The sequence below is a fragment of the Streptomyces sp. NPDC006193 genome (genome assembly GCF_040613915.1).
In the GTDB taxonomy this organism is placed as follows: Bacteria; Actinomycetota; Actinomycetes; order Streptomycetales; family Streptomycetaceae; genus Streptomyces.
Window position 1 is genome coordinate 33,124 of sequence record NZ_JBEXTB010000027.1, and the last position, 22,921, is coordinate 56,044.

The following is a 22,921-nucleotide window of genomic DNA, read 5'->3' on the forward strand; positions in this document are numbered from 1 at the left end:
GCGCCACCCGCCCTCATCTCATCGTCCAGAACCGCTGCACCAGCGAGGCCAGCACCACCGCCAGCAGCGGCAGCGAGAACCAGAATCCGCCCTGAATCAGCCGCAGCCGGCGCACGCCCGGCCGGACCGCGACCCGGACCAGCTCGCGGACGGCCAGCAATAGGAGCAGGGGCACGGCGGCCAGCGCACCGACCACCGACCACGGCGTCCACGTCACGTGCGGCCCGGCCGGCCCCGGGTGCGGCTCCGGCGCCGGACCCGCCGGCGGCGCGCGCAGCGCGTACACCGTGGCGTCCTCGTTCACCAGGACCCTCGTCAGCTCCGGCCGGCCGTCCAGGTGCGCGGTCAGCCGGCGCCCCCAGGCCGCCGGATAGCCCGCGTCCAGCTGCAGGTACGTCACCTGACTCCGGCTCACCACCAGGTACGCGTTCGGGCCGGCGTCCTTCAGCGCCTTCACCAGCCCCGACACCAGCACCGGGTCGGCCGGCGCGAGCGTCGGCACGTAGGTCACCCGCTCCATGTCCCGCGCCCCCCAGGGCAGCGCCGGGGTCACGTCGTCGACCGGGTCCTGGCTCAGCCACAGCAGCCGCGCCGTCGGCCGGTCGTGGGCGTACACCCAGTCCATGGCGGCGACCTCGCCGGGCCGGGTGCGCTCGAAGGGCTCGTTGCCCCAGCGGGCCACCAGGAAGCCGCCCGTCAGCAGGAGTCCCACGAGCAGCGCGGCCACCGGGGCCAGACGCGCCCGGCGCTCCTGCGCGGCGGCGCCGGCCCGCGGGAAGAGCGCGAGCCCGCCGAGCAGGGCCGCGCCCGGCACCGCGAACATGAAGACGCGCAGCGCCATCTCACCGCCGTACGACTGCATGCCGAAGCCGAGGAACGGTACGCACATCAGGACGGGAAGGGACCGTTCGCGGTACCGGTGCAGACGGCGCCGCCACCAGCCCCAGCAGGCCAGGCCCAGTACCGAGCCGGCCAGCAGCACCCGCGTGTACAGCACCAGCTTGTGGGTCGGGTTCCCGCCCTGGATGCGGCCGGAGACGGAGGAGGAGACGTTGCCGCCGACCCCGCCGACCCCGCCGAACAGGTCGTCGAAGTGCCCGGACCAGTACGGCTCGGCCAGGAACCCGACCCAGACCGCGACCAGCACCGCGCACAGCAGCGGCAGACCGCGCAACTCGCACCGGCCGAGCAGGACGAGGGCCGCGAGCACCCCCAGCATCACGAACGGGGTCAGCTGGTGCGCGGGCACGGTCGCCGCGTACAGGCCGATCAGCAGCGCGAGCAGCACCGCCCGCTGCCGCCGGCCGGCCGGTTCCACCTCCCTCTCGCCGGGCCGGAACCGGCCCCCCAGCACACGCGGCGGCCGGAACCAGACCAGCAGGACCGCCACGAACACCAGGTACAGCAGATAGGTGAAGCCCTGCGGGGAGAAGTAGTCCTGGCCGACCCAGCCGCTCAGCGCGAAGATCCAGACACCGGCCCACTTCGCCCGCCAGCCCGCCCGCAGCGAACGCGTGAGCAGCAGGACAGGGACCAGGTAGGCGAGTTGGATCGCCGTGGGCCACCAGCGGACGACCTCGGTGAAGTCCGTGATCCCGCACGCCCGGCCGGCGAACGCGGCCAGCGCGAAGAAGCCCGGCCAGCTCCAGCGGGCGTCCAGGTCCGGTACGGCGGTGCCGGTCCGGTCGATGTGGTCGAGGAACCCCAGATGCTGCCAGGCCGTCGGGAACCGCGGCTCGGCCTCGATCACCGCGGGCAGCGCGTGCAGGGACACCACGGTCGCCAGCAGGGTGACCAGCAGCAGCACCCGGTGTTCGCGGCGCTGCCGGAGCAGTGCGGCGAACACGCAGACCAGCAGGCCCGCACCGGCCAGCGTCGGCGGCGGCAGCACCGACACCAGCCCGAGCCCGCCCATCCGGTCCAGGTCGGCCTCGCCGAGCCGCAGCACCGGCGCCCAGTACAGCGCCAGCGCGGCCGGCAGCAGACAGCCGAGGACGATCCCGGTCCGGGCCGGCAGAGCGCGGCGGCGGCCGGGCGGCGGCTCCTGGGGCACGCCGTCCTGCGCAACCGCTTCCTCAGGTGCGGCGTCCCGCGGCACGGCGTCCCGCGGTGAGGCGTTCCGCGGTGAGGCGTTCCGCGGTGCCGCGTCATCGGGCCCGGGCTCCGGCTCCGGCTGCCGCGCCGGCGGCGGCGCCGGTGTGCCCGCGGGCGGTGTGCCGGGGCCCGGGCGGACGTCCGGCCGGCGCTCCACGTGGTCCAAGTCGATGCGGAGGCCGAAGGCCGGGGTGTCGGAGTCCAGCGCCCAGGCCGGGCGCCGCCGCGCCGGGGACGAGGCCGCTTCGGCGCGGGCGCCCCCGCCCCGGCGGAACCGGGGGCGGGGGAGCGGCCCCAGGTCGGCGAGATCGCCGTCCGGCGCCGTCGCGTCCGGCACGGCGACGGGCGCGGACCGGACCGTCCGCCACAGCTTCGGCGCGGCGATCGCCACGATCACCGCGAGGCTGGAGATCTCGGCGACGCCCGCGCCGGTCAGCCCCATCCGCGGCAGGAGCAGCAGGGTCAGGCCCAGCACCAGCACGCACAGCAGGCCCTGCAGCACGGCGAGCCCGGCCGTGCGGTTCTGCGCGCGCAGGACCGCGAAGTGGGTCTCCGTCACGGTCCGCAGCACCGCGCCGACCGCGAACCACCGCAGCAGCGGCGTCGCCGCCTCCGCGTAGCCGTCGCCGAACACGCCGAGGATCCAGGGCGCGCCGGCGAACAGCGCCCCCGCGACCGGCAGCATGATCCGCGCCATCCGCCGCAGCGCGGCGCGGGTGTGGGCGGCCAGCCGCGCCGGGTCGTGCGAGCCCTCGACGGTGAGGGAGGCGCCCATGTTGACCGCCAGCAGGTTGGTCGTGCCGCCGATGGTGGTCGTGATGTAGAAGTACGCGTTCTCCGCGGACCCGACCTGCGCGGCGATGATCACCGGGACGAGGTGGACCACGGCCAGCGAGAACAGGGAGCCGGTGTAGTCGCCGGCCAGGAAGCGCCCGATCTCCTTCGGCGTCGGCGGGCGGGCCCGGCCCCCGGTCGCCTCCAGGTGCCGGGGGATCAGCCGCCGGAACACCAGCCAGCCCAGCGGCAGTACCGAGGTGGCGATCGCGGCCACCCAGGACACGAAGACGCCGCTGGTCGGAAGGGCGACCGCGAACGCGGCCAGCAGGGCCAGCTTCACCGCGGAGAACACGGTGTTGCCGACCGGCACCCAGGGGGCGCTGCGCAGCCCGGTGAGCACCCCGTCCTGCAGGGTGAGCACGTTCCAGGCGGCGACGGCGGCGATGAAGCCGAGCCCGTTGAGGGTGCCGTGCAGGAAGCGGTACGACGGCCCCCACGCGTCCAGGGTCAGCAGGAAGGCCCCGGCGGCCAGCGCCACGATCAGCGAACTGCCCGCGTAGGTGCGCAGGACGAGCCGGCCGGTGCGGTCGCCGGCGACCGGGATGAAGCGGGCCAGGGCGCCGGTCAGGGTCACCGCGGTCAGCCCGGCGAGCAGCTTCATGGCGGCGATGGCGGCCGACCCCTGGCCGACCGCCGACTCGGAGTAGTACCGTGCCGCGGCCAGCCAGAAGCCGAGCCCGAGGACGGCGGAGACGCCGGTGTTCAGCATCAGCGCGTAGGCGTTGCGGAACAGCGGGCTGCCGCCGGCGGACCGGCCGGTGCCGGGCAGCCGCAGCCTGCGCCCGTCCTTCCCGGGCGCCGTGGCGCCGGGCGTCCCGGATCCGGCTGCGGTCGTGGTGGTCGTGTCAGGCACGGGAACGGGTGACCTCCCGGCGGACCTGGCGGGCTCTTCGCACGAGCGCGTACCCCTGGGTGAGGGCCCGGTCCGCGGCGAAGGCGCGGGCCACCGCACGGCCCTGGAGCAGCCGCGCGAACGCGGCGGCGCCCGTGCTGCGGCGGACGGTGACCCGCCGCAGCGCGTACGGGCCCTGCCGGCGGCGGGCGAGGGCGTTGCCGACGGCGAGCGCCTGGCCGTACCCGGCCGCGCGCACCGCCTGGCGGACCCGGCGGCTCGCATAGCCGTAGGGGTAGGCGAACGACACCGGAGGGCGACCGAGTTCGCCGGCGAGGATCTCCGTGCACCGGGTGAGCTCCGTGCGCAGTTCGCCGTCGGGGAGCTGGTCGAGCTGGGGGTGCGTGTGACTGTGCCCCCCGATCTCGACGCCCGCCGAGGCCAGTTCGCGCACCTGCGCCCAGTCGAGCATGGTGTCCAGGCCGCCGCCGGTGTCGTACGCGCCCCTGAGCCAGCCGGTGGCGACGAACAGCGTGGCCGGGAAGCCGTGCCGGGCGAGCACGGGCAGGGCGTGCCGGTGCACCCCCTCGTAGCCGTCGTCGAAGGTGACCAGCACCGGCCGGGCGGGCAGCGGGCGGCCGGAGCGCCAGCGGGCCGCGAGGCCGGCGGCGGTCAGCGGGGTCAGGCCCAGCTCGCCGACGAGCGCCATCTGCTCCGCGAACGCCTCCGGTGCGACCGACAGGGCACGGGTGGCGTCGTTGGGCGCGGCGGTGACGGAGTGGTACATGAGGATGGGCACGGCATCGTCACTCATGAGCACTCCCCGCATCCGGCGCCGGCACAGGGGTGCGGGGCTGTTCGGGGGGTCCGCCGGGGCACCGGTCCGGGAGCGGCGTGCGGATGGGGGCTGCCGGGAACGCCGTGCCGCGCCGCCGGGCTCGCAGGGCGCCCACCGCGTAACCGCCGGCCGCGCCGAGCAGCCCGGCGACGATCGCGCCCGCGCGGCCGGCTCCGCCCGGCCGGCCCAGCAGCGCGTCCCGGACGCCTCGCGCGACCCCGGCCGGCAGCACGCGGGTCGCGTAGCGGCGTTCGGACTCCAGCCCTTTGTCCGCGCCGACGCTGCGCGCCACCAGCGCCTTGGACAGGCCCTCGGCGTAGGTGCGGGTGCGGAAGTAGGCGAACCGCTCACGCGGTGCGGGCACCCGGTGGTGGATCACCGCGCGGTCGTCGACGATCAGGACGGCACCGGGGAGGGCGCGGGCGAGGCGGATGCACAGTTCCGTCTCCTCGCAGCCGAGCGGCCGGCGGTCGCCGTCGCGGCCGATGCCGGTGGCGAAGCCGCCCGCCGCCTCGAACGCCGTGCGCCGGAAGGAGGCGTTGCCGCCGAGGACGTTGCGGACCCGGACCCGGCCGGGCGGCAGCCCGCGGTAGGTGCAGCCCACCACCCAGTCGAACTCCTCCGGGAACCAGGCCGGCCGCCGGCCGGACGCCCAGACCGGCTCGGTGCGTCCGCCGACCGCCACCACGCGCGGGTCGGCGTACCCCTCGGCGAAGCGGCGCAGCCAGTCCCGTTCGGCCACGGCGTCGTCGTCCAGGAAGGCGATCACTTCGCCCCGGGCCGCGGCGATGCCGGTGTTGCGGCCCGCGGACAGCCCGCGGGGTCCGGCGTTGGGCAGGACGCGGACGCCGTCGGTCCGCTCGTACTCGCGGGCCAGCCGGTCCGTCAGGGCCGGGTTGTGGTCCACGACCAGGAGTGTCTCCAGCGCCGGGTACGACTGCGCGCGCACCGAGGAGACCGCCGCGAGGACGTCCTCCCAGCGTTCCTCGGTGTAGGCGCAGATCACGACGGAGATGCCGGGATCCGTCAAGAGACCTCTCCCCGCACCGTGTCGAGCAGCGGGGAGCGGCGTTCCTGGCGGCGCAGTTCCCGCCGGTTGGAGCGCTCCTTCAGGATGACCCTGAGCACGCGCAGTCCGTCGCGCACGGCCCGCAGATTGCTCGTGCCGTGGATGCGCAGGTACTCGTGGCTGGGGATCTCCTGCACCTTCAGGCCCGCCTTGACCACTCTGATGTTCATCAGCGTCTCCACCTCGAAGCCGGTGCAGTCGAGGTCGATCTTGTCGAGGCAGTGCCGCCAGAACGCGTTGTATCCGTAGCACAGATCGGTGTAGCGGGCGCCGAACTTGCGGTTGACGACGGTGCACAAGGCCCAGTTGCCGAGCCTGCGGACGAGGGTCATGTCGTCCGTGCCGCCGCCGTTGGCGAAGCGGGAGCCCTTGGCGAAGTCGGCGCCGGAGACCAGGGCGGACACGTACGACACGATCTCCCCGCCGTCGGCGGAGCCGTCCGCGTCGACCATGACGATGATGTCGCCGGTGCAGGCCTCGAACCCGGTGATCAGGGCGTCGCCCTTGCCTCTGCCCTGCTGCGCGACGACCTTGACGCCGGGCCGGAGGGAACGGGCCACGTCGACGGTGCCGTCCGTGGAGTTGCCGTCCACCAGGACCACCTCGTGTATCCAGTCCGGGAGGCTCTTGAAGACGTAGGGCAGGTTCTCCGCCTCGTTCATGGCGGGTATCACCACGCTCACCGGCGGAGTGATCGCCAGATGGGAGGAGATGGGCCGGTAGCGGGCGGCGAGCAGCGGGTCCTGGCCCGAACTCGGCGGGCGCAGTACGGAACTCATGAGCGTTTTCCCTCTCGTCCGGTGGACCGCCCGCCCCCGGGCGGTCCGGCTCTGTTTCCGGTTCGAAAGGGGGGTTCTCGTCTTCGGCACGGTGAGCCGGTCTTCGGACCGGGGTCCGAAGCGGTCCGCCGCTCCGCGGACGAGCTGGCAAAGCTGGCCGGTCCGCCGGAACACGACGGCAGCCGGTCGCGCGGCACGACTCGGTCACGACTGCGGTCACCGAGCACGGCACCCCCCTACCGCGCCCCGCGCCGGAAACGCCGTGGCCCTGAGCCCTCCCCTGGAGCCGCGTGCCGACGAGCCGGTGCGGGTGAGATCTCTGACGGTGTCAACGGCTGGACCCGAGAGACAAGACCCGGATGGCTGCCTCACATTTCTGCTGGTTCGGCCGTAACACAACCTTGGCCCATCTCATTCACTTTTGGGTGCGTTTTCCGGAAATTAGTTCCCCGAGCAGCACCAGGAGGAGAAGCAGCAGGCTCAGCACGGTCACCGCGGCCACCCCGCCACGGGCCGACCAGCGGTGCACGGCCAGCATGCCCTGGGCCACCAGCATGTTCACCACGACGGCGCCCGCAAGAGCGGCCAGCGTCCGGGCGAAGCGATCCAGCCCGCGCAGCGCCGCGGCGATCGGCGCGGCCGGCGCCGCGAGCAGGAAGAACAGGGTGCACGGGGCGCGCAGAGGTGAGGCGGAGCCGGTGAGCGCGAGCAGTGCGCCGGCCGTCGCGACGGCGGTCGCGGCACCGGCGAGCAGCGGCGACAGGTTCCTCCCCGCCCCCGGCCGCGCCCGCTCGGGGCCCGCCTCGGCGCCGTCCGGCGAAGGTGTCCTGATGCGTGACGTCTGCATTTGACGACTTCGCCCCCCGACGCGCCGGATGCCGGGCTTCAATGTGGCGCAGACCTGGGCGGCCGTCAAGAACACACCCGTGCGGCCGCCTCCGGGGGTGACGTGCCGTCACCACGAATGACATGTACACGCAATACATGAGCGGTGAACGTCTCGGGTCGATCCTGTTGAGATCACAAAAGTTTTGGCATGAACACTTCCCGTCAACACGCGTAGTTGCTACGACAGTTGCGGCAGAGATGCTGCTAAAGGGAGGTTCCATGAGACGTTCCCGACTTACCGGATTCGTGACCTCGCTCCTCCTCGCCGCCGGCCTCGGTCTCACCGGGGCCGCTTCGGCGCAGGCGTCGACGACGGCGGCCGGCGGCTATGTTGCGCTCGGCGACTCCTACTCCTCCGGAGTGGGCGCCGGCAGCTACATCAGCTCCAGCGGCAGCTGCAACCGCAGCACGAAGGCCTACCCCTACCTGTGGAGCGCCGCCCACAGCCCCTCCTCGTTCGCCTTCAACGCCTGCTCGGGCGCGAAGACGGACGACGTGCTCTCGGGCCAGCTCGGCTCGCTCAACTCCTCCACCTCGCTGGTGTCCATCACCATCGGCGGCAACGACGCCGGATTCGCCGACGTCATGACGACCTGTGTGATCCAGTCCGACAGCGGCTGCCTCTCGAAGATCGACACGGCGAGGGCGTACGTCGCCAACACGCTCCCCGGCAAGCTGGACGCCGTCTACAACGCCATCAGCGCCAAAGCCCCCGCCGCCCGGGTGGTCGTCATCGGCTACCCCCGCTTCTACCTGCTCGGCCAGAGCTGCCTCGGCCTCTCCGAGACCAAGCGGTCCGCGATCAACGACGCGGCCGACTACCTCAACACCACCGTCAGGGCCCGCGCCGCCGCCCACAACTTCGTCTTCGGCGACGTCCGCACCACGTTCTCCGGCCACGAGATCTGCTCCGGCAACTCCTGGCTGCACAGCGTCAACTGGCTGAACATCGGCGAGTCGTACCACCCGACCGCGGCCGGCCAGTCCGGCGGCTACCTGCCGGTGCTCACGAACGCGGCCTGACCCGTACGGGCTCACCCGCCAGGGTGAAGCTGTCGGGGCCGTTCCGCCGGGCGGGCCCGGCGGAGAGACGGAGGTCCCGCCCCCGGGGCCTCCGTCGCCGTCGTCCAGGCGACCGGACGCCGTACAGGCGACCGGGGGGGCGCACCCGTTCCCGGGGGCCCGTCCTCCGCGTGCGCCCGCGCCGGGCCCGCGCTCCCCGCGGCGGCGCTCAGCCGAGCGCGGACGCGGCGCCCTGCAGCACCAACCCGGCGCCCAGCGCCACCACGACCAGTGCGGAGACGAGCGGCAGGGCACGGCGCGCCAGGGCGGCCAGCGGGTGGGCGGACCAGCGCGGGCGGCGCTCCAGCAGCCGGGCCGCGCCCGAACCCAGCCGCACGACCGCGAACCCGGCCGCGGTGAGGGTCAGCGCGAGACCCGCGCCGTAGGCCACGACCAGCAGCAGCCCGAACCACGCCTTGCCGAGCGCGGCCGCGCCCACCAGCACGACGACGGCGGACGGGCTGGGCACCAGTCCGCCGGCGAACCCGAGCAGGATCGTGCCGCGGAGGGTGGGCGCGAGGGCGTGCGTGTGCGTGTGACCGCCGTGCGTGTGGGTGTGGGTGCGGCCTCCGTGGGTGTGGGCCTCGTGCGTGTGGGCGAAGCCTTCGTGGGTGTGGGCGGGGCCTTCGTAAGTGTGGTCCTCGTGGGTGTGGGCGCTGCTTCCATGGGTGTGTTCCACACCGTCGTGGTGGTGATGGTGGGGCACGGCCCCACCACCGGTGCCCACGGCCGCCAACTCCCGCCGGCTCACCGGTTCGAGGGGCCTCGCGGGGGCGGCGGCGTGCACGCGATGGCGCCAGGCCCGGCGCACGAGCGTCACACCCGCCGCGAGCACCAGGGCGCCGCTGGCGACGCCCAGCCAGGAGAGCACCGCGGGCGCGGCGGCGGAACCGGCCGTGACCAGCAGGCCCAGGGCGACCACGCCGAGGGTGTGGGTCACGGTGACCGAGGCGGCCAGCGGCAGCACGTCCCGCGGCCGGGCCCGGCCGCCGCGCGCCGCCGCCGACGCGGCCATCAGCGTCTTGCCGTGGCCCGGCGCGAGCGCGTGCATCGCCCCCAGGGCGACCGCGACGAGCAGCGCCAGCGCCGCGAACCCGACGGTCAGATCCTGCCGGGCCACCAGGCCGTCCAGGGCCCGGGTCCAGCGGTCGGCGCCGCGGGGCAGCACACCGGCGCCCGGGGCGTCCCGCCGCGACGCGTCCCCGGCGAGCGCCGGGCCGCCGGGCCGCACCCGCACCGAGGCCGTGGAGGTGTCGGCCGGAGAGGACAGCAGGTCGCGGGGGTAGACCGTCAGTTCACGGGAGACCGACGTCCTCGGCACGTCCGTCGCCAGCAGCCGCATACGGTCGCCCCGCGCGGTGATCTCCCGCCAGCCGGGCCCGCCGGCGGCGCCCGCGCTGCGGAAGCCGAGGGCGACGGCGCCGGTGCGGGGCAGCGCGGCGGTCAGCCGGCACTCCACCCGCAGCGTGTCCAGCCCGGCCTGGCCGGGGCGCGGGCGCGCGGTGGCGCGGCCTGCCGTCAGAGCGACGGCACGGCCGTTCACGGTGAGCCTGCTGCCCGCGGCGGCCCGCGCGCAGCGCTGCCGGGCCCACGCGCGCAGACCCAGCCGTTCGACCTCCGGTCCGGCCTGGGTCGCCGGGATCTCGGCGAGGTCCTCCACGTGGTCGACGCGGAGCTGCCCCGGAGCGGCGACCAGGCCGTCGTACCGGTTGACGGTGAAGTTGCCCAGGGGGTGCGCGCTCGCGGCGCCGGCGGGAAGGAGCACGAGCGCCCCGACCGCGAGCAGCAGCAGGCACAGCGGACGCGGCTTCACTCGGCTCCCTCCAGTGCCGTGCGGGCCCGGGCGGCGCCCAGCGGGGAGAAACCGGGGTTCAGCTCCAGGGCCGCGGTCAGCGAGGCACGGCCGGCCGCCCGGTGGCCCGTGGCCCGTTCGATCACACCCCGGTGGTAGAGGAAGGCCGCGTTGCGGTAGCCGGTGGCGGTGGCCCGGCGGGCGTACGGCAGGGCCTCGGCGTCACGGCCGTTGACGTGCAGCGCCCAGGCGAGGGCGTCCGCGGTGTGCACGGTGTGCCGGCGGGCCCACTCGGCTTGGGCCGCGCGCAGGGCGGCCGCCTTGTCGCCGTGGTCGGCGGCGGCCAGGGCGGTGTCCAGGTCGGCGTCGACGCCGTTGGCGCGGGCCAGTGCGGTCCAGGCGTCGACCAGCGCGTACTGCCGCCGGGCGCGCGCCCGGTCGCCGGCGCCGCCGCGGGCCTCGTACAGCTCGCCCAGCAGGACGAGCGGGCCGGGCAGCGGGCACCGCGCGACGACCAGCTCCATCCCCTTGATCGCCGCGGCGCGGTCACCGCTCGCCGCCTGCGCGCGGGCCCGGCCCTCCAGCGCCGGGAGGTAGCCGTCGTCGGCGGCGAGGGCGCGGGCGTAGAACGCGAGGGCCGAGCGGTGGTCCCCGCTGCTGAAGGCGAGTTGGCCGAGCTGGGCGGCCACGTACGCGGTGTCCCCCGGCGACGTGGCGGTGGCCAGGGCCTGTTCCAGGACCCGGCGCGCCGTTCTGACGTCGCCGCGCAGCTCGTGCACGTACGCGTACCGGGTGAAGACGGGCACGCTCGGCTTGCGCGTGTCGGCGGTCTTGGCCGCCTCGGACGCCTCGGCGTAGCGGCCGAGTTCGACCAGGGCGTCGATGCGGGAGGACAGGGCGCGCTCGTTGTACGGGTTGCGCCGCAGGGCCGCGTCGGCGAAGGACAGGGCGTGCGGGAAGTCGTGCCGGGCGGCGGCGAGGGCGGCGCGGCCGGCCAGGGCCTGGTCGCTGTCCGGGGTCAGCGACAGGGACCGCCGCAGCGCCTGCTCCGCCTGCGGGTAGCGGGACGGATCGCCCTTCGTCCGGGCCTGCTCGACGTAGGCCAGGCCGAGGGCGGCCCAGCTCGCGGAGTCCTTCGGCTGGGACCGCAGGTGCGCCTGGAGCGCGGTGACGCCCGCGTCCAGGTTCCCGCCGCCCAGGATGCCGGGATCGACGGCGCCGGAGGCGTCGGCGGCGACCGGCACGGACGCCGGCTCCCGGCCCGCGCCGAGGGCGATCGCACCGCCGGTCAGGGCGACGGCCAGCAGGACGGCGCCGCCGGCGAGCCGGCCGGCATGCCACCGCCGCCCGAGGGCGCCGGCCCGGCGAACGGCGACGACCCGCTCATCGGCCCCGCCCGCACCCGAGCCGGCACCGGCGCCGGTACCCGAGCCGGTGCCGGTGCCGGTCCTCTGCTCGCCGGTGCGCACGTCCCCGGTACCCGCCCCGGTCCCCGCCCCGGTCGCCGCCGCGCCCGCTGCCCGAGGGGCAGGCGGGGGCGGGGGCGCGTGGCCGGCCGTCGGCGCCCTCCGCCCGTCCTTCTCGTCGTCCTGCGTGCGCGGGCCCATGCCTCGTCCTCCGTGGTTCGTGTGGGAGGCGCGGCCCGTCGTGGGGGGAGGGGGAACACGGGCCGCGCCGGTCTGGGGGTGCGGGGGTCAGTACGCGCGCTGCATGCGCCGGCGCCACCACGCGAACGCCGTGCCGATCAGCAGGATCCCGGCCGCGCCGGAGGCCGCGGAGGCGGCGATCAGCATCGTGTCGCCGGACCCGGCGGCGGAGGAGCCGGCCGGCTGGAGGGCGTCCCCGAGCTGGCTGCGGACGTCCGTCCCCGCGGTCGTGCCCTTGGCGAGCCGGCCGCGCGAGCCGGCCGTGGGCTCGGCGACGTACGGGAAGGACTTCTCGAACTTCCGGTCGTTCTCGTCGACCGCGTCACCCAGATCGTTCTTGGAGCCGACCAGTTCGCCCTCCACGACCTGCAGCGAAGCGTCGATCACGTCGTCGGTGAGCCGGCGGCCGTTCGGGAAGCCCGCGTTGTCGCCGTCCAGGACGCCCAGCCGCTTGGGGTGCATGCTCGGCTTGACGGAGGTGTTCAGCCGCAGCTCCTCCGAGGCCCGCACGTTCGGGGGCTGGTTGAGGCCCTTGACGCCCTTGAGGAAGACGTCGACCAGGTCGTTGCGCGGTCCGGCCGGCGCCTTGATCTTGTAGATGGACTCGATGAGCTTCGGCAGTTCGGGGTCGGTCACGTTCTTCAGGAACTGGGCGTCGTGGGCGGGCTGCGACGCGTTGAACCTGTCCTTGTCCTTCTGCGGGTTGACGACCTCGTTGACCAGCGGGTTGCCCAGGCGGGAGACCTGGCTGTAGTAACCGCGGGCGTTGCGGCGCTGGGTCGTGGACCAGATGCCGACGACCGGCTGGTGCTCGGACTCGCGGATCAGATCGTTCGGCACCTGGAGGGCGATGCTGTTGACGTTGTAGCCCTTGAGGGTGTCCCGGCCGACCTCGCTGAGGTTGCCGCCGTACAGCAGGTCGAAGACGCGCAGATCCAGGAAGAACGGGTCGTCGGCCTGCCCGGCGAAGGTCGCGGCGCCGCCCGCGGTCCGGTACACGGCCTGCGCGCGCAGCTTGCCGTAGTCCGGCATGGAGGCCTTGCCGACGTTCGACGGGGCCACCGGCACATCGTCGGCGACCTTCGTCCTCGACATCACGTGCTCGTTCTTGAGCCGGATGAGCTCGATGTCGTACGTCTGCGTGACGTTCAGGTCCGGGTCGTCCAGGCTGGTGACCGGACCGGTGTTGTACAGGAACGTGTTGCCGTTCCTGGTGCGGGTCTTGAAGGTGTAGCGGAACACCAGGTCGCCCCGCGCGTCACCGTTGTTGTCGATGTGCAGGTCGTACTGCGCGTCGTCCGCGAACGTGTAGAAGTTGGGCCCTCCCGCCGGGTCCTCGAACGGGATCCAGTCGGCCACGATCGTCGTCGTGTCCGGCTTGTCCGGGCTGACGAACGCGTACAGGTCGGTGTTGTCGTACTGCGGGGTGCCCGAGATCAGCGGGGCCTCCCGGTGGGAGGAGGCGGAGGCCGCCCCGGGTTCCAGTGCGGCGGCGCCGGCGGCTGCGAGCCCTCCGGCTGCCAGCGCGCCGCAGATGAGCGTGACCAGGCCCGTGCGTCCTGTGCCGCTCCTGGAGAAGAGAGGTGTCATGCCGTCCGTCCTCAGTGCCTGCTTGCCTTTGTCGGACGGGTATACGGAGCGGGCGCGCCGTTCGGATCGGTCCGCGGGGAAAAAACTTTTCGCCGCCCGGAGACCCGCGTTTTCGGCCCGCCGATCCGTAAGTCCTCCGGGAGGTGTGTCTCGGTGCGGATGCGCGGTGCGCGGGGAAGGGCCGGCTGCGGCCACGGAGAGGGGGCCGGCATGCAGGCGGACGAGCTGCTGGTGCTCGTGGCCCGCGGCGACCAGCGGGCGTTCGAGGACTTGTACGGGCTGGTGTCCGGGCCGGTGTACGGGCTCGTGCGGCGGGTGGTGCGCGACCCCGCGCAGTCCGAGGAGGTCGCCCAGGAGGTGCTGCTCGAACTGTGGCGCTCCGCCGCCCGGTTCGACCCCGGCCGGGGCAGTGCCCTGTCCTGGGTGCTCACCCTCGCCCACCGCCGGGCCGTGGACCGGGTGCGCAGCGCCCGCGCGGCCGGGGAGCGCGAGCAGCGCGAGGCCCTGCGTGCCGGCGACGTCGCCTTCGACCACGTCTTCGAGGAGGTCGAGGCCGGCCTGGAACGCGAGTGGGTGCGCCGCTGCCTGGACCGGCTCACCGCGCTGCAGCGCCAGTCGGTCACCCTGGCCTACTACGACGGCTACACCTACCGCGAGGTGGCCGAGCGGCTCTCGCTGCCGCTCGGCACGGTCAAGACGCGGATGCGCGACGGACTCTCCCGGCTGCGCGAGTGCCTGGGAGGCGCCGCATGAGCATCCTCGGCAAGCTGCTGCGCCGCGGGGACCTGCATTCCCTCGCCGCGCCCTACGCGCTCGACGCCCTGGAACCCGGGGAGCGGCGCCGCTTCGAGAAGCACCTGGCGTCCTGCGACCGCTGCGCCGCCGAGGTGCGGGACCTGGCCGAGGACGCGGTGCGGCTCGCCTGGTCCGCGGCGGCCCCGGCGCCCGCCGCCCTGCGCGAGCGGGTGCTGGCCGCCGTCCGCACCACCCCGCAGGAGCGGACGCCCGCCCGGGAGCGCGCCGCCCAGCTGCCGCCGCACGTGTGGGGTGCGCAGCCGCCGCCGCGCCGGGCCCGCACCGCACGGCGGCGGCCCCTCCTCGTCCCGTTCGCCACCGCCACGGCCGCCGCCGCGCTCGTCGTGGCCTCCCTGTTCGCGGTGCAGGCACACCGGACGGAGGGCCGGCTCGCCGCCGAGCGGGACCGGGCACGTGAGATCGCCCACGTTCTGGCCGCTCCCGACGCCCGCGCGGCGAGCAGCGAGGACGCGCGGGGCCGCAGTATCGGAGTGATCGCTTCCGCCTCTGGCCGGGAGGCCGTGGTCACCCTCGGCGGGTACGGCGCCCCGCCCCGCGGGCGCGTGCACCAGCTCTGGCTCATGCGTCCCCGGGCGCAGCCGCGTTCCCTCGGGCTCCTCGCGGCCGACACGCCCCTGGTCGCCAGAGGCCTCGATCCCGCCTCGACGTCACTCGCCGTGACTGTCGAACCTGACGGTGGGTCAGCTCGGCCCACCGGGCAGCCGATTGTCCAACTCACCCTGAAATCGCTCGGATTCGGAGAGTAGTCGGCGAGGGATGGTCAACCCCCTTAAGGGGAAGGTGATTCCTGTGGCCGAGATGCACGCGTGCCGCACCGGGACGATAGGGTTACCCTGCCCGGGCCGGGTGGACTCGTACGGGTGGGGAGTGACATGGAGCAGATAACAGTGCGCAGCAGGGCCAGGGTTCCTGCGATCACCTGCGGGAGCAGCGCGACCAGCAGGCGTCTCGACCGTCATCTGTCGGTGCTGGCGGGTCCCGCCGTACCGCAGCGGGAGACGGTGGAGGCGATCTCGCTGATGCGTGAACTGACGGCGCGTGACTCCGTGCACCAGCGCAGCGACCGGGGCGCGCGGGTCAGCCGCGTCTCCCTCTTCGCGCCGCTGCGCCGGCTGCGCCGCTCCCTGTTCGGCGGCCACTGACCGGCTGCCGGACCGCCACCGAGCGATCCTGGACCGGCCGCCGCAGGGCGCCCGCGCTCAGGCCGCCACACCGTCCCGGCGCAGCGCTGCGATCTCGTCGTCCGTCATCCCCACGGCACGCAGCAGCGCCCCGGTGTGCTGTCCTAGTGCGGGCACGTCGCCCATCCGCGCCTCCTCACCGCCCGGCAGCGTGAGCGGAGGCAGCAGCGCCTTCAGCGGCCCGGCCGGCGACCCCACCCGGCGCCACCGGTCCCGGGCCGCCAGCTGCGGATGCTCCGCTAGTCCGCGCACGTCCCGCAGCCGCGCGCAGGCGATGCCCGCCGCCTCCAGCCGGGCCAGGGCCTCGTCGCTCCCCAGCGCCTCCAGCGCCCCCGCGACCAGCGCGTCGGTGCGCTCCCGGTGCGCCACCCGGGCGGCATTCGTGGCGAACGCCGGGTCCGCGGCCAGGTCCGGGCGGCCCATGACCTGCCCGGCCAGCCGCTGCCACTCCCGGTCGTTCTGCACCGACAGCAGCACCCGCCCGCCGTCCGCCGTCGGATAGGCGTCGTACGGCGCGATCACGGCGTGCGCCAGCCCGGTGCGCGCCGGCGGCTCGCCGCCGTGCAGCGCGTGGTGCAGGGGATGCCCCATCCACTCGGCGAGCGCCTCCAGCATGGACACCTCCACCGGCCCGCCCCGTCCGGTCGTGCCGCGCCGCACCAGAGCGGCCAGCACCCCCGAGAACGCGTACATGGCCGCCGCGATGTCCGCCGCCGGGATCCCCGCCTTCACCGGCTGCTCCGGCGTCCCGGTCACCGACACCAGCCCCGCCTCGCACTGCACGAGCATGTCGTACGCCCGCTTGTCCGCATACGGCCCCGAAGCGCCGTAGCCGGAGATGTCGACGGCGACCAGCCGCGGGTGGGCGGCGCACAGCGCGGCCGCGTCCAGCCCCAGCCGGGCGGCGGCGCCGTGCGCGAGGTTCTGCACGAACACGTCCGCGTCCGCGACCAGCCGCCGCACCACGTCGAGGCCGCGCGGGTCCTTCAGGTCCAGCGCGATGGACTCCTTGCCCCGGTTGCACCACACGAAGTGCGAGGCGAGACCGCGGGCCGCCGTGTCGTAGCCGCGCGCGAAGTCGCCGCCGTCGATCCGCTCCACCTTGACGACCCGGGCGCCCAGGTCGGCGAGCTGCCGGGTCGCGAAGGGCGCGGAGACGGCCTGTTCGACGGCGACGACGGTGATGCCCTCCAGGGGCAGGGGCTGCTGGTCCATGCCGGGATCATGGCCCCTGAGCGGCGCCCCTGTCAGCAGCGCGGCGTCACTCGCCGCGCGCGTACCGGCGTACTGCGAGCGGCAGGGACAGCGCGGTCAGGGCGAGGCTCCAGGCGAGCGCCCCGGCGACCGGGTGGGCCACCGGCCAGGCGGCGCCGGCAGGGACCGGGGCGTTGCCGAACAGGTCCCGCAGCGCGGTCGTGACGGCGCTGATGGGGTTCCACTCGGCGAGTGCGCGCAGCCAGCCCGGCAGGCCGCCGGTCGGGAGGTACGCGTCGGACAGCAGCGGCAGCACGAAGGAGGCGGCGCCGAGCTGACCCGCGGCCTCCTCGCTGCGGGTGAGCAGGCCGAGGAGCATCCCGGCGCAGGTGCAGGCGAACCGGAAGAGCAGCAGCAGCCCGACGCCGCCGGCCGCCCCGCCCGCGGACCCCTCGATCCGCCAGCCCACCGCGAGGCCGGCCAGCAGCAGCGGCACCGTCCCGACGGCCGTGACGACGAGGTCCGCGACGGCCTGCCCGAGCGGTACCGCGGCCCGGCTCACCGGCATCGTGCGGAACCGGTCCGCCACCCCGCGGTGGGTGTCCTGGGCGGCCTGGAACATGCCGGTCATCAGGCCGCCGGCGGCGGTGGCGACGAGCAGTCCGGGCACGAGGAAGGAGCGGTACTCGCGGCCGGGCATCGCCAGCGCGCTGCCGAACACGTAGCCGAAGAAGAGCAGCAGGTTGACCGGCATCATCTGGGTGAGGACCGCCAGGCCCGGGTTGTTGCGCACCCGGCGCAGCTGCCGGCCCGTCATCGCCAGTCCGTCGTACGCCCATGCGTTCACGCCGCGTGCTCCTTGCCGTGGGTGGGTTCGCCGGTGAGCCGCAGGAAGACGTCGTCGAGGGCCGGCGGCCGGATGCTCGCGTCCAGCAACGGCACGCCGGCCGCGTCCAGTTCCCGCACCAGGCGGGGCAGGGTCAGGGTCCGGTCGGCGCCGGCCGCGCCGACGGTGTTGCGTCCGCGGTCGACCACGGGCTCGGAGCCGGTCAGCCGGTGGAGGACGGCCGCCGCCCCCGCCAGCGCGTCGCCGTCCGCGACCACCGCCTCCGCGTACGACCCGATGAGCGCCTTGAGACCGGCCGGCGAACCGGTGTGCGCGACCCGTCCCCGGTCCATCAGGGCGATGCTGTCGGCGAGCCGGTCGGCCTCGTCCAGGTACTGCGTGGTCAGCAGCACGGTCGTGCCGTCCTCCTTCAGGTCCCGCACGGCCTGCCACACGCGGGCGCGGCCGGCCGGGTCGAGCCCGGTGGTGGGCTCGTCCAGGAAGAGCACGTCGGGACGGCGCACGAGGCTCGCCGCCAGGTCCAGCCGGCGCCGCATGCCGCCCGAGTACGCCGACGCCTTCCGGTCCGCGGCCTCCGCGAGGCCGAACCGCTCCAGCAGCTCGTCCGCGCGGGCGGCCGGACCCCGCACCCGGTGCAGCCGGGCGAACAGGCGGAGGTTCTCGCGGCCGGTGAGGTCACCGTCCACCGAGGCGTACTGGCCGGCGACCCCGATCCGGCGGCGCACGGCCGCCGGCTCCCGCACCAGGTCGTGCCCGGCGATCCGCGCCGAGCCCGCGTCCGGTCGCAGCAGCGTGGTCAGCAGCCGCACCGCCGTGGTCTTGCCCGCCCCGTTCGGGCCCAGCAGCCCGCACACGGTGCCCTCGGCGACGGCCAGATCCAGCCCCCGCAGGGCCCGGACGGCGCCGAAACGCTTCTCCAGGCCCTCACTAAGTACAGCGTACGTAGTAATCATGCGCTGACCCTACCGCACTACGTACGCCGTACGTAACTAGGATGGTGGCGAGGTGATGACCGATGGCAGTCCGACGGGCCGCCCCCGAGGTGATCTGGGCGCGCCCGGAGCGTGCCGGCCGGGGCCCCAGACCGGCGTACACGCGTGACGACATCGCCGCCGCGGCCGTCCGGATCGCCGACGCGCAGGGGCTCGACGCGGTGTCGATGCGGCACGTGGCGGCCGAACTCGGCTGCGGCACCATGTCGCTGTACAACTACGTCCCCCGCAAGGAGGACCTGTACGAGCTGATGGTGGACGCGGCCGCCGCCGAGCACGAGCTGTGGGAGCCGTGCGGCGACTGGCGGGCCGACATGCTCCGGGTGGCACGGCAGACGCGCGATCTGATGCACCGTCACCCGTGGCTGCCGCGGCTGATGTCCCCGGTGTACGGCTTCAGCCCGCACGCCCTGCGCCATCTGGAGCACTGCCTGGCCTGCCTGGACCCGCTGGACGCGTCCTACGGCACCAAGTTCGAGCTGATCGCCATGCTCAACGGCGTGGTGACGACGTACGTCCGCAACGAACTCGACACCGCCGAGCGGGTCCGCGCCCTGCCGTGGTCGCAGGAGGAGGAGAACGCGGCGCGCATCGCCTACCTGAGCAGCCGGATCGCCTCCGGGGCCTACCCCAGGATGGCCGCCGCGTTCCTGGAGGACGCGGGACCGGTCGACCTGGAGGCGGTGTTCGAACGGGCGCTGGAACGGGTCCTCGACGCCTTCACGCCGCGCTGACCCGAGGCGGGGGTGGGGGCGGCCGCGTGCCGGTTCGGCGCGGGCGCCCGCGGGCGCAGCGGGCCGCCGGGCCGCGGTGTCCCGCCGTCGCCGCGTGGCGGCCGGGCCGCACCCTGTGCCGGCCGGGCCCGCCCGGGTCGAGCCGGGGCGCACCGGCGGGCCGGGGGCGCCGGTCGCCGGCGGGCGTTCCCGGCGCCGCGGGACGCGGCCCGCGCCTTCGCGGCGCCGTCGCCGGGCCCGGCTCTCCCGGGCGGGCGGCCTGGGACGCGGGAGGGGGAGGTCAGAGCAGGGCGAGCTGTCCTTCCGGGCCCTCCTCCCGGTGGTCCAGGACCGAGGCGGGCCGGCGGGCCGGCTCGGGCGCCGGAAGGACGCCCGCCTCCCGCAGGCCGGCCGCGGTGATCTGTGACGTCACCCGCAACTCGGCCCGCTGCGCCCGCACCTCCGCCAGCAGCGCCAGTACGGTGATCAGCTCCAGCAGCTGTGACGTCCAGGTCTGCGGCCAGGCCGCCGGGCGGATCGCGGCCAGCGTGCCCGGCTCGGCCGGGGCGGTGCGGGCCGCGCACCAGACCTCGAGCACCCGGACTCCGGCCACCTCGTGGTCCCAGGCCTCCGGCGGCACGGGGGAGATCCGCCCCTCGCCGAGGTGCAGGGTCTCCTCGTCCCGGTCGTAGTGCGGGGTGAGCGGCGCGATCCCCCCGCCGGGGCGGGGCCGGGGGGAGGGGAGGCCCGGCAGGGGAGCGCGGACGTACGGCCGGCGGCCGCCCGGCAGCTTGGGGCGTTCGCCGTCGCGCAGCATCAGCCGCAGCATGCGGCGGCCCAGGTCCACGCCCGCGGCCCACAGGCCGGCGTCCTCGGTGAGCGGGACGGTGAGGTCGGGGCGGACGACCGCCAGGATCCAGGCCAGCACGTCCGCGGCGGGCGGGGGCGGTCCTCCCAGGCGGGCCGCGAGCAGGTCCGTCAGGCCGGGGGCCAGGTTGGGTTCCCGGCCGCCGGGGCGGCGGTGGAGGGGGCGGACGCGGCCGGTGCGCAGGACGGGCAGGAACGGCGTCGCGAGCAGCGGGAGGCCGGGGTCGCCCGTCTCCGCCGTGAACACCTGCTGTGCGTCCGCCACCCGCCACAGCTCCGGGCGGGCCGCGTCGATCAGCCGGTGGTCCGGGATCAGCCACTGCTCGTCGAAGGGAGCCGCGAGCACCCGGACCGGCTCCGCGCAGGGGCCCGCGGCGCGCGCCAGCCGCTCCGTGCCGCCGGACCGGCCGGGCAGCCGGCCCACCGCCGAGGTGAGCGTGCGGGCGCGGCTCGGCTCGAACAGGGCTTCCCGGTCCGCCCCTTCGGCCGTGAGCAGGGCGTCCCAGCGGGCTCTCAGCGAGGCCGGGTCCGGCGCCGTCGGCCAGGTGCGGCCCACCCGCGGGGGTGCGACGGACCACGGCATGAGGTCCGCCAGCGGCGGAGCGTCGTCGTGCGTCACGCTGGGCATGGTACGGCCTGAGCCGCCCGGTGGATCAGGTCGCGTCCAGCGTGACGGTGAACGAGAAACGGTCCCCCCGGTAGTGGATGACGGCCACGTCGAGCACCCGGCCGGCGGTGTCGTACGTGACGCCGGTGTAGTGCAGGATCGGGCTGAGCAGCGGGACGTCGAGCAGCCGTGCCGTCTCCGGGTCGGCGAGCCGGGCCTCCACGGTGTCCGTGATCCGGCCGATGTCCGCCTTCACCACGTCCCGCAACACCTTGGTCATGGGCCAGCGGACCAGGTCCTCCGGGTCGATGCGCGCGGCCAGTTCGGGACGGATGTGGTTGACCGCGTGGTTGGTCGGCTCGCCGGTCTTCTCGTCGCTGCGCAGGCGGTGGTACGTCGCCACCTGCGCGAGGCCGGGGAAGTACTCGGCGAGCCCGGCCGGCACGGGCGCCGGGCCGTGGTCGAGCAGCCGGGTCGTCATCCCGGACTGCTGGGCCACGATCGCGTCCACCGAGCCCAGCAGCCGCACGGGCGCCCCGCGCCGCGCCCCGGGCTCGATGAACGTGCCGCGCCTGCGGTGCCGGCTGATCAGCCCCTCGTCCTCCAGTTCCTTCAGCGCCTGGCGCATGGTCAGCACGCTCACCCCGTAGTGCTCCGCCAGCCGCTCCTCGGTGGGCAGGCGCAGCGGGTCCTCGGGTGAGCGGCCCAGTATCGAGGCGCGCAGCGACTGCGACACCTGGTACCACAGCGGCAGCTTGCGGTTCAGGACGATCGAATCCGGAGCGAAGGAGGTCACGGGGCTATCCGTACCGGTCGGGGCCCGTCGTGTGCAACGACGCCGTCAGGACGCGCGGAAGTGGCGCTGCAGCCCCCGCCACACGTCGTCGTAGTGCCGCTGGAGGTGGTCCGCGCCGGCCGCCTGCGGGGTGAGGGTCACCGGCCAGCGGGTCTCGAACATGAACGCCAGCCCGTCGTCCACCTTGTGCGGCTCCAGTTCGGCCGCGCTGGCCCTGTCGAAGGTCTCCCGGTCGGGGCCGTGCGCGGACATCATGTTGTGCAGCGAGCCGCCGCCGGGCACGAACCCCTCCGCCTTGGCGTCGTACGCGCCCTCGATCAGGCCCATGTACTCGCTCATCACGTTCCGGTGGAAGTACGGCGGCCGGAAGGTGTCCTCGCCGACCAGCCAGCGCGGGGCGAAGACGACGAAGTCGACGCCGGCCAGCCCCGGGGTGTCCGACGGGGAGGTGAGGACCGTGAAGATGGACGGGTCGGGGTGGTCGTAGGAGATGGTGCCGAGCACATTGAAGCGGCGCAGGTCATAGATGTACGGCACGTAGTTGCCGTGCCAGGCGACCACGTCCAGGGGGCTGTGGTCGTAGGTCGCCGTCCAGAGGTTGCCGCAGAACTTGTTCACCACCTCCACCGGGCCCTCGACGTCCTCGTACGCGGCCACCGGGGCGCGGAAGTCCCGCGCGTTGGCGAGCCCGTTGGCGCCGATGGGGCCGAGCTCGGGCAGCCGGAACGGCGCACCGTAGTTCTCGCACACATAACCGCGGGCGGAGTCGTCCAGCAGCTCCGCACGGAAGCGCACCCCACGGGGAATCAACGCCACGTGGGCCGGCTCCAGATGCAGCCGGCCGAACTCGGTGTGCAGCAGCAGCCCGCCCCGCTCCGGCACGATCAGCAGCTCCCCGTCGGCGTCGGAGAAGACCCGCTCCATCGAGGCGTTGGCGTGGTACAGGTGCACGGCCATGCCGGTGCGCTGGGCCGCGTCCCCGTTGCCGCCCAGCGTCCAGAGGCCGGCGAGGAAGTCGGTGCCCGCAGGCGGGTCCGGCAGCGGGTTCCAGCGCAGCCGGTTGGGGTCGGGCACGGTCTCGGTGAAGGGGGCCGTGCGCAGCGCGCCGTTGCCGGTGCGGGTGAACGCCGGGTGCGCGGCCGAGGGACGGACCCGGTACAGCCAGGAGCGGCGGTTGTGCGCCCGCGGCTCGGTGAACGCCGTGCCGCTCAGCTGCTCCGCGTACAGGCCGAGCGGCGCCCGCTGCGGCGAGTTGCGGCCCTCGGGCAGGGCGCCCGGCACCGCCTCGGAGGCGTGCTCGTTGCCGAACCCGGTGAGGTACGCCAGCCCCTCGGCGGTCTTCCGCGCGTCCCCGCTCATGATCGCTCCCTTGCGTCCCCGATTCCTATGCAACACCGTAGGAATGAGGGGGGCCGCCGCGCAAGAGGGCCGGGTCCTCCCCCCGGGGTAGGGCGCGAACCCGACCTCAGGTGGATCCGGCG

General features: G+C 74.8%; 19 protein-coding genes. 5 read left to right on the forward strand and 14 right to left on the reverse strand.

The window, feature by feature from the left end; all coding sequences use genetic code 11:
- Positions 1-13: 13 nt before the first annotated feature.
- The 5 genes from ABZ261_RS22645 to ABZ261_RS22665 form a co-directional block, all read right to left on the reverse strand.
- Positions 14-3,784: a lipopolysaccharide biosynthesis protein gene (locus tag ABZ261_RS22645; RefSeq protein ID WP_356861892.1), complete on the reverse strand. Its 3,771-nt coding sequence runs from the start codon at positions 3,782-3,784 to the stop codon at positions 14-16.
- On the reverse strand, positions 3,777-4,577 hold the full coding sequence (locus tag ABZ261_RS22650) for a polysaccharide deacetylase family protein (RefSeq protein WP_356861894.1): 801 nt from the start codon (positions 4,575-4,577) through the stop codon (positions 3,777-3,779). Before ABZ261_RS22650 ends, ABZ261_RS22645 begins: the two co-directional genes overlap by 8 nt.
- Positions 4,570-5,631: a glycosyltransferase family 2 protein gene (locus tag ABZ261_RS22655; protein WP_356861896.1), complete on the reverse strand. Its 1,062-nt coding sequence runs from the start codon at positions 5,629-5,631 to the stop codon at positions 4,570-4,572. The genes ABZ261_RS22650 and ABZ261_RS22655 overlap by 8 nt, the downstream gene beginning before the upstream one ends.
- Positions 5,628-6,449 carry a glycosyltransferase family 2 protein gene (locus tag ABZ261_RS22660; protein ID WP_356861898.1) on the reverse strand — a complete coding sequence of 274 codons (822 nt, stop codon included), beginning with the start codon at positions 6,447-6,449 and terminating at the stop codon, positions 5,628-5,630. The genes ABZ261_RS22655 and ABZ261_RS22660 overlap by 4 nt, the downstream gene beginning before the upstream one ends.
- 415 nt (positions 6,450-6,864) lie before the next feature.
- A complete protein-coding gene (locus tag ABZ261_RS22665; protein ID WP_356861900.1) occupies positions 6,865-7,296 on the reverse strand; it encodes a hypothetical protein in 432 nt (143 codons plus the stop codon).
- 260 nt (positions 7,297-7,556) lie between these two features.
- Here ABZ261_RS22665 and ABZ261_RS22670 point away from each other — a divergent pair, with 260 nt between their 5' ends.
- Positions 7,557-8,360: an SGNH/GDSL hydrolase family protein gene (locus ABZ261_RS22670; RefSeq protein WP_356861902.1), complete on the forward strand. Its 804-nt coding sequence runs from the start codon at positions 7,557-7,559 to the stop codon at positions 8,358-8,360.
- Positions 8,361-8,568: 208 nt separating this feature from the next.
- Here the strand turns inward: ABZ261_RS22670 and ABZ261_RS22675 are convergent, their stop codons facing one another.
- From ABZ261_RS22675 to ABZ261_RS22685, 3 genes are all read right to left on the reverse strand, one after another.
- Entirely contained in the window at positions 8,569-10,212 is a 1,644-nt protein-coding gene (locus tag ABZ261_RS22675) for a nickel transporter (RefSeq protein WP_356861904.1), read from the reverse strand.
- On the reverse strand, positions 10,209-11,798 hold the full coding sequence (locus ABZ261_RS22680) for a tetratricopeptide repeat protein (RefSeq protein ID WP_356861906.1): 1,590 nt from the start codon (positions 11,796-11,798) through the stop codon (positions 10,209-10,211). Before ABZ261_RS22680 ends, ABZ261_RS22675 begins: the two co-directional genes overlap by 4 nt.
- A gap of 87 nt (positions 11,799-11,885) precedes the next feature.
- On the reverse strand, positions 11,886-13,427 hold the full coding sequence (locus ABZ261_RS22685; protein WP_356861908.1) for a DUF4331 domain-containing protein: 1,542 nt from the start codon (positions 13,425-13,427) through the stop codon (positions 11,886-11,888).
- 210 nt (positions 13,428-13,637) lie between these two features.
- On the opposite strand from ABZ261_RS22685, the gene ABZ261_RS22690 reads away from it, so the two are divergent.
- From ABZ261_RS22690 to ABZ261_RS22700, 3 genes are all read left to right on the forward strand, one after another.
- The gene (locus tag ABZ261_RS22690; protein ID WP_356861910.1) at positions 13,638-14,180 is read left to right on the forward strand and encodes a sigma-70 family RNA polymerase sigma factor; all 543 of its coding nucleotides are present in this window, start codon (positions 13,638-13,640) and stop codon (positions 14,178-14,180) included.
- The gene (locus ABZ261_RS22695; RefSeq protein ID WP_356861912.1) at positions 14,177-14,989 is read left to right on the forward strand and encodes an anti-sigma factor; all 813 of its coding nucleotides are present in this window, start codon (positions 14,177-14,179) and stop codon (positions 14,987-14,989) included. Before ABZ261_RS22690 ends, ABZ261_RS22695 begins: the two co-directional genes overlap by 4 nt.
- A 126-nt stretch (positions 14,990-15,115) precedes the next feature.
- Positions 15,116-15,385, forward strand: a complete 270-nt coding sequence (locus ABZ261_RS22700; protein ID WP_356861914.1) for a hypothetical protein — start codon at positions 15,116-15,118, stop codon at positions 15,383-15,385.
- Between the two features lie 57 nt (positions 15,386-15,442).
- Here ABZ261_RS22700 and ABZ261_RS22705 read toward each other — a convergent pair whose 3' ends face one another.
- From ABZ261_RS22705 to ABZ261_RS22715, 3 genes are read right to left on the reverse strand one after another with little or no spacing between them, the layout of a single operon-like run.
- Complete coding sequence (locus tag ABZ261_RS22705; protein ID WP_356861916.1) at positions 15,443-16,639, reverse strand: CaiB/BaiF CoA-transferase family protein; 1,197 nt, start codon at positions 16,637-16,639, stop codon at positions 15,443-15,445.
- Positions 16,640-16,685: 46 nt separating this feature from the next.
- A complete protein-coding gene (locus ABZ261_RS22710; protein ID WP_356861918.1) occupies positions 16,686-17,465 on the reverse strand; it encodes an ABC transporter permease in 780 nt (259 codons plus the stop codon).
- Positions 17,462-18,418: an ATP-binding cassette domain-containing protein gene (locus ABZ261_RS22715; protein WP_356861920.1), complete on the reverse strand. Its 957-nt coding sequence runs from the start codon at positions 18,416-18,418 to the stop codon at positions 17,462-17,464. Before ABZ261_RS22715 ends, ABZ261_RS22710 begins: the two co-directional genes overlap by 4 nt.
- Positions 18,419-18,480: 62 nt before the next feature.
- Between ABZ261_RS22715 and ABZ261_RS22720 the strand changes: the two genes are divergently transcribed.
- Positions 18,481-19,191: a TetR/AcrR family transcriptional regulator gene (locus tag ABZ261_RS22720; RefSeq protein WP_356861922.1), complete on the forward strand. Its 711-nt coding sequence runs from the start codon at positions 18,481-18,483 to the stop codon at positions 19,189-19,191.
- 280 nt (positions 19,192-19,471) lie between these two features.
- On the opposite strand, the gene ABZ261_RS22725 is transcribed toward ABZ261_RS22720, so the two are convergent.
- Genes ABZ261_RS22725 through hmgA form a run of 3 tightly spaced genes read right to left on the reverse strand, consistent with a single transcriptional unit; the run spans position 19,472 to position 22,799 of the window.
- Positions 19,472-20,665, reverse strand: a complete 1,194-nt coding sequence (locus ABZ261_RS22725) for a type ISP restriction/modification enzyme (RefSeq protein ID WP_356861924.1) — start codon at positions 20,663-20,665, stop codon at positions 19,472-19,474.
- 25 nt (positions 20,666-20,690) lie between these two features.
- Positions 20,691-21,440: a GntR family transcriptional regulator gene (locus tag ABZ261_RS22730; RefSeq protein ID WP_356861926.1), complete on the reverse strand. Its 750-nt coding sequence runs from the start codon at positions 21,438-21,440 to the stop codon at positions 20,691-20,693.
- A 45-nt stretch (positions 21,441-21,485) separates the two neighbouring features.
- Entirely contained in the window at positions 21,486-22,799 is a 1,314-nt protein-coding gene (gene hmgA / locus ABZ261_RS22735; RefSeq protein ID WP_356861928.1) for a homogentisate 1,2-dioxygenase, read from the reverse strand.
- Between the last annotated feature and the right edge of the window lie 122 nt (positions 22,800-22,921).

Coding starts and splice junctions, on each gene's coding strand:
- ABZ261_RS22690 (WP_356861910.1), top strand. CDS start 13,638: ATGCAGGCGGACGAGCTGCTGGTGCTCGTGGCCCGCGGCGACCAGCGG.
- ABZ261_RS22685 (WP_356861908.1), bottom strand. CDS start 13,427: ATGACACCTCTCTTCTCCAGGAGCGGCACAGGACGCACGGGCCTGGTC.
- ABZ261_RS22725 (WP_356861924.1), bottom strand. CDS start 20,665: ATGCCCAGCGTGACGCACGACGACGCTCCGCCGCTGGCGGACCTCATG.
- ABZ261_RS22670 (WP_356861902.1), top strand. CDS start 7,557: ATGAGACGTTCCCGACTTACCGGATTCGTGACCTCGCTCCTCCTCGCC.
- ABZ261_RS22695 (WP_356861912.1), top strand. CDS start 14,177: ATGAGCATCCTCGGCAAGCTGCTGCGCCGCGGGGACCTGCATTCCCTC.
- ABZ261_RS22700 (WP_356861914.1), top strand. CDS start 15,116: ATGGAGCAGATAACAGTGCGCAGCAGGGCCAGGGTTCCTGCGATCACC.
- ABZ261_RS22665 (WP_356861900.1), bottom strand. CDS start 7,296: ATGCAGACGTCACGCATCAGGACACCTTCGCCGGACGGCGCCGAGGCG.
- ABZ261_RS22720 (WP_356861922.1), top strand. CDS start 18,481: ATGGCAGTCCGACGGGCCGCCCCCGAGGTGATCTGGGCGCGCCCGGAG.
- ABZ261_RS22660 (WP_356861898.1), bottom strand. CDS start 6,449: ATGAGTTCCGTACTGCGCCCGCCGAGTTCGGGCCAGGACCCGCTGCTC.
- ABZ261_RS22680 (WP_356861906.1), bottom strand. CDS start 11,798: ATGGGCCCGCGCACGCAGGACGACGAGAAGGACGGGCGGAGGGCGCCG.
- ABZ261_RS22705 (WP_356861916.1), bottom strand. CDS start 16,639: ATGGACCAGCAGCCCCTGCCCCTGGAGGGCATCACCGTCGTCGCCGTC.
- hmgA (WP_356861928.1), bottom strand. CDS start 22,799: ATGAGCGGGGACGCGCGGAAGACCGCCGAGGGGCTGGCGTACCTCACC.
- ABZ261_RS22715 (WP_356861920.1), bottom strand. CDS start 18,418: ATGATTACTACGTACGCTGTACTTAGTGAGGGCCTGGAGAAGCGTTTC.
- ABZ261_RS22650 (WP_356861894.1), bottom strand. CDS start 4,577: ATGAGTGACGATGCCGTGCCCATCCTCATGTACCACTCCGTCACCGCC.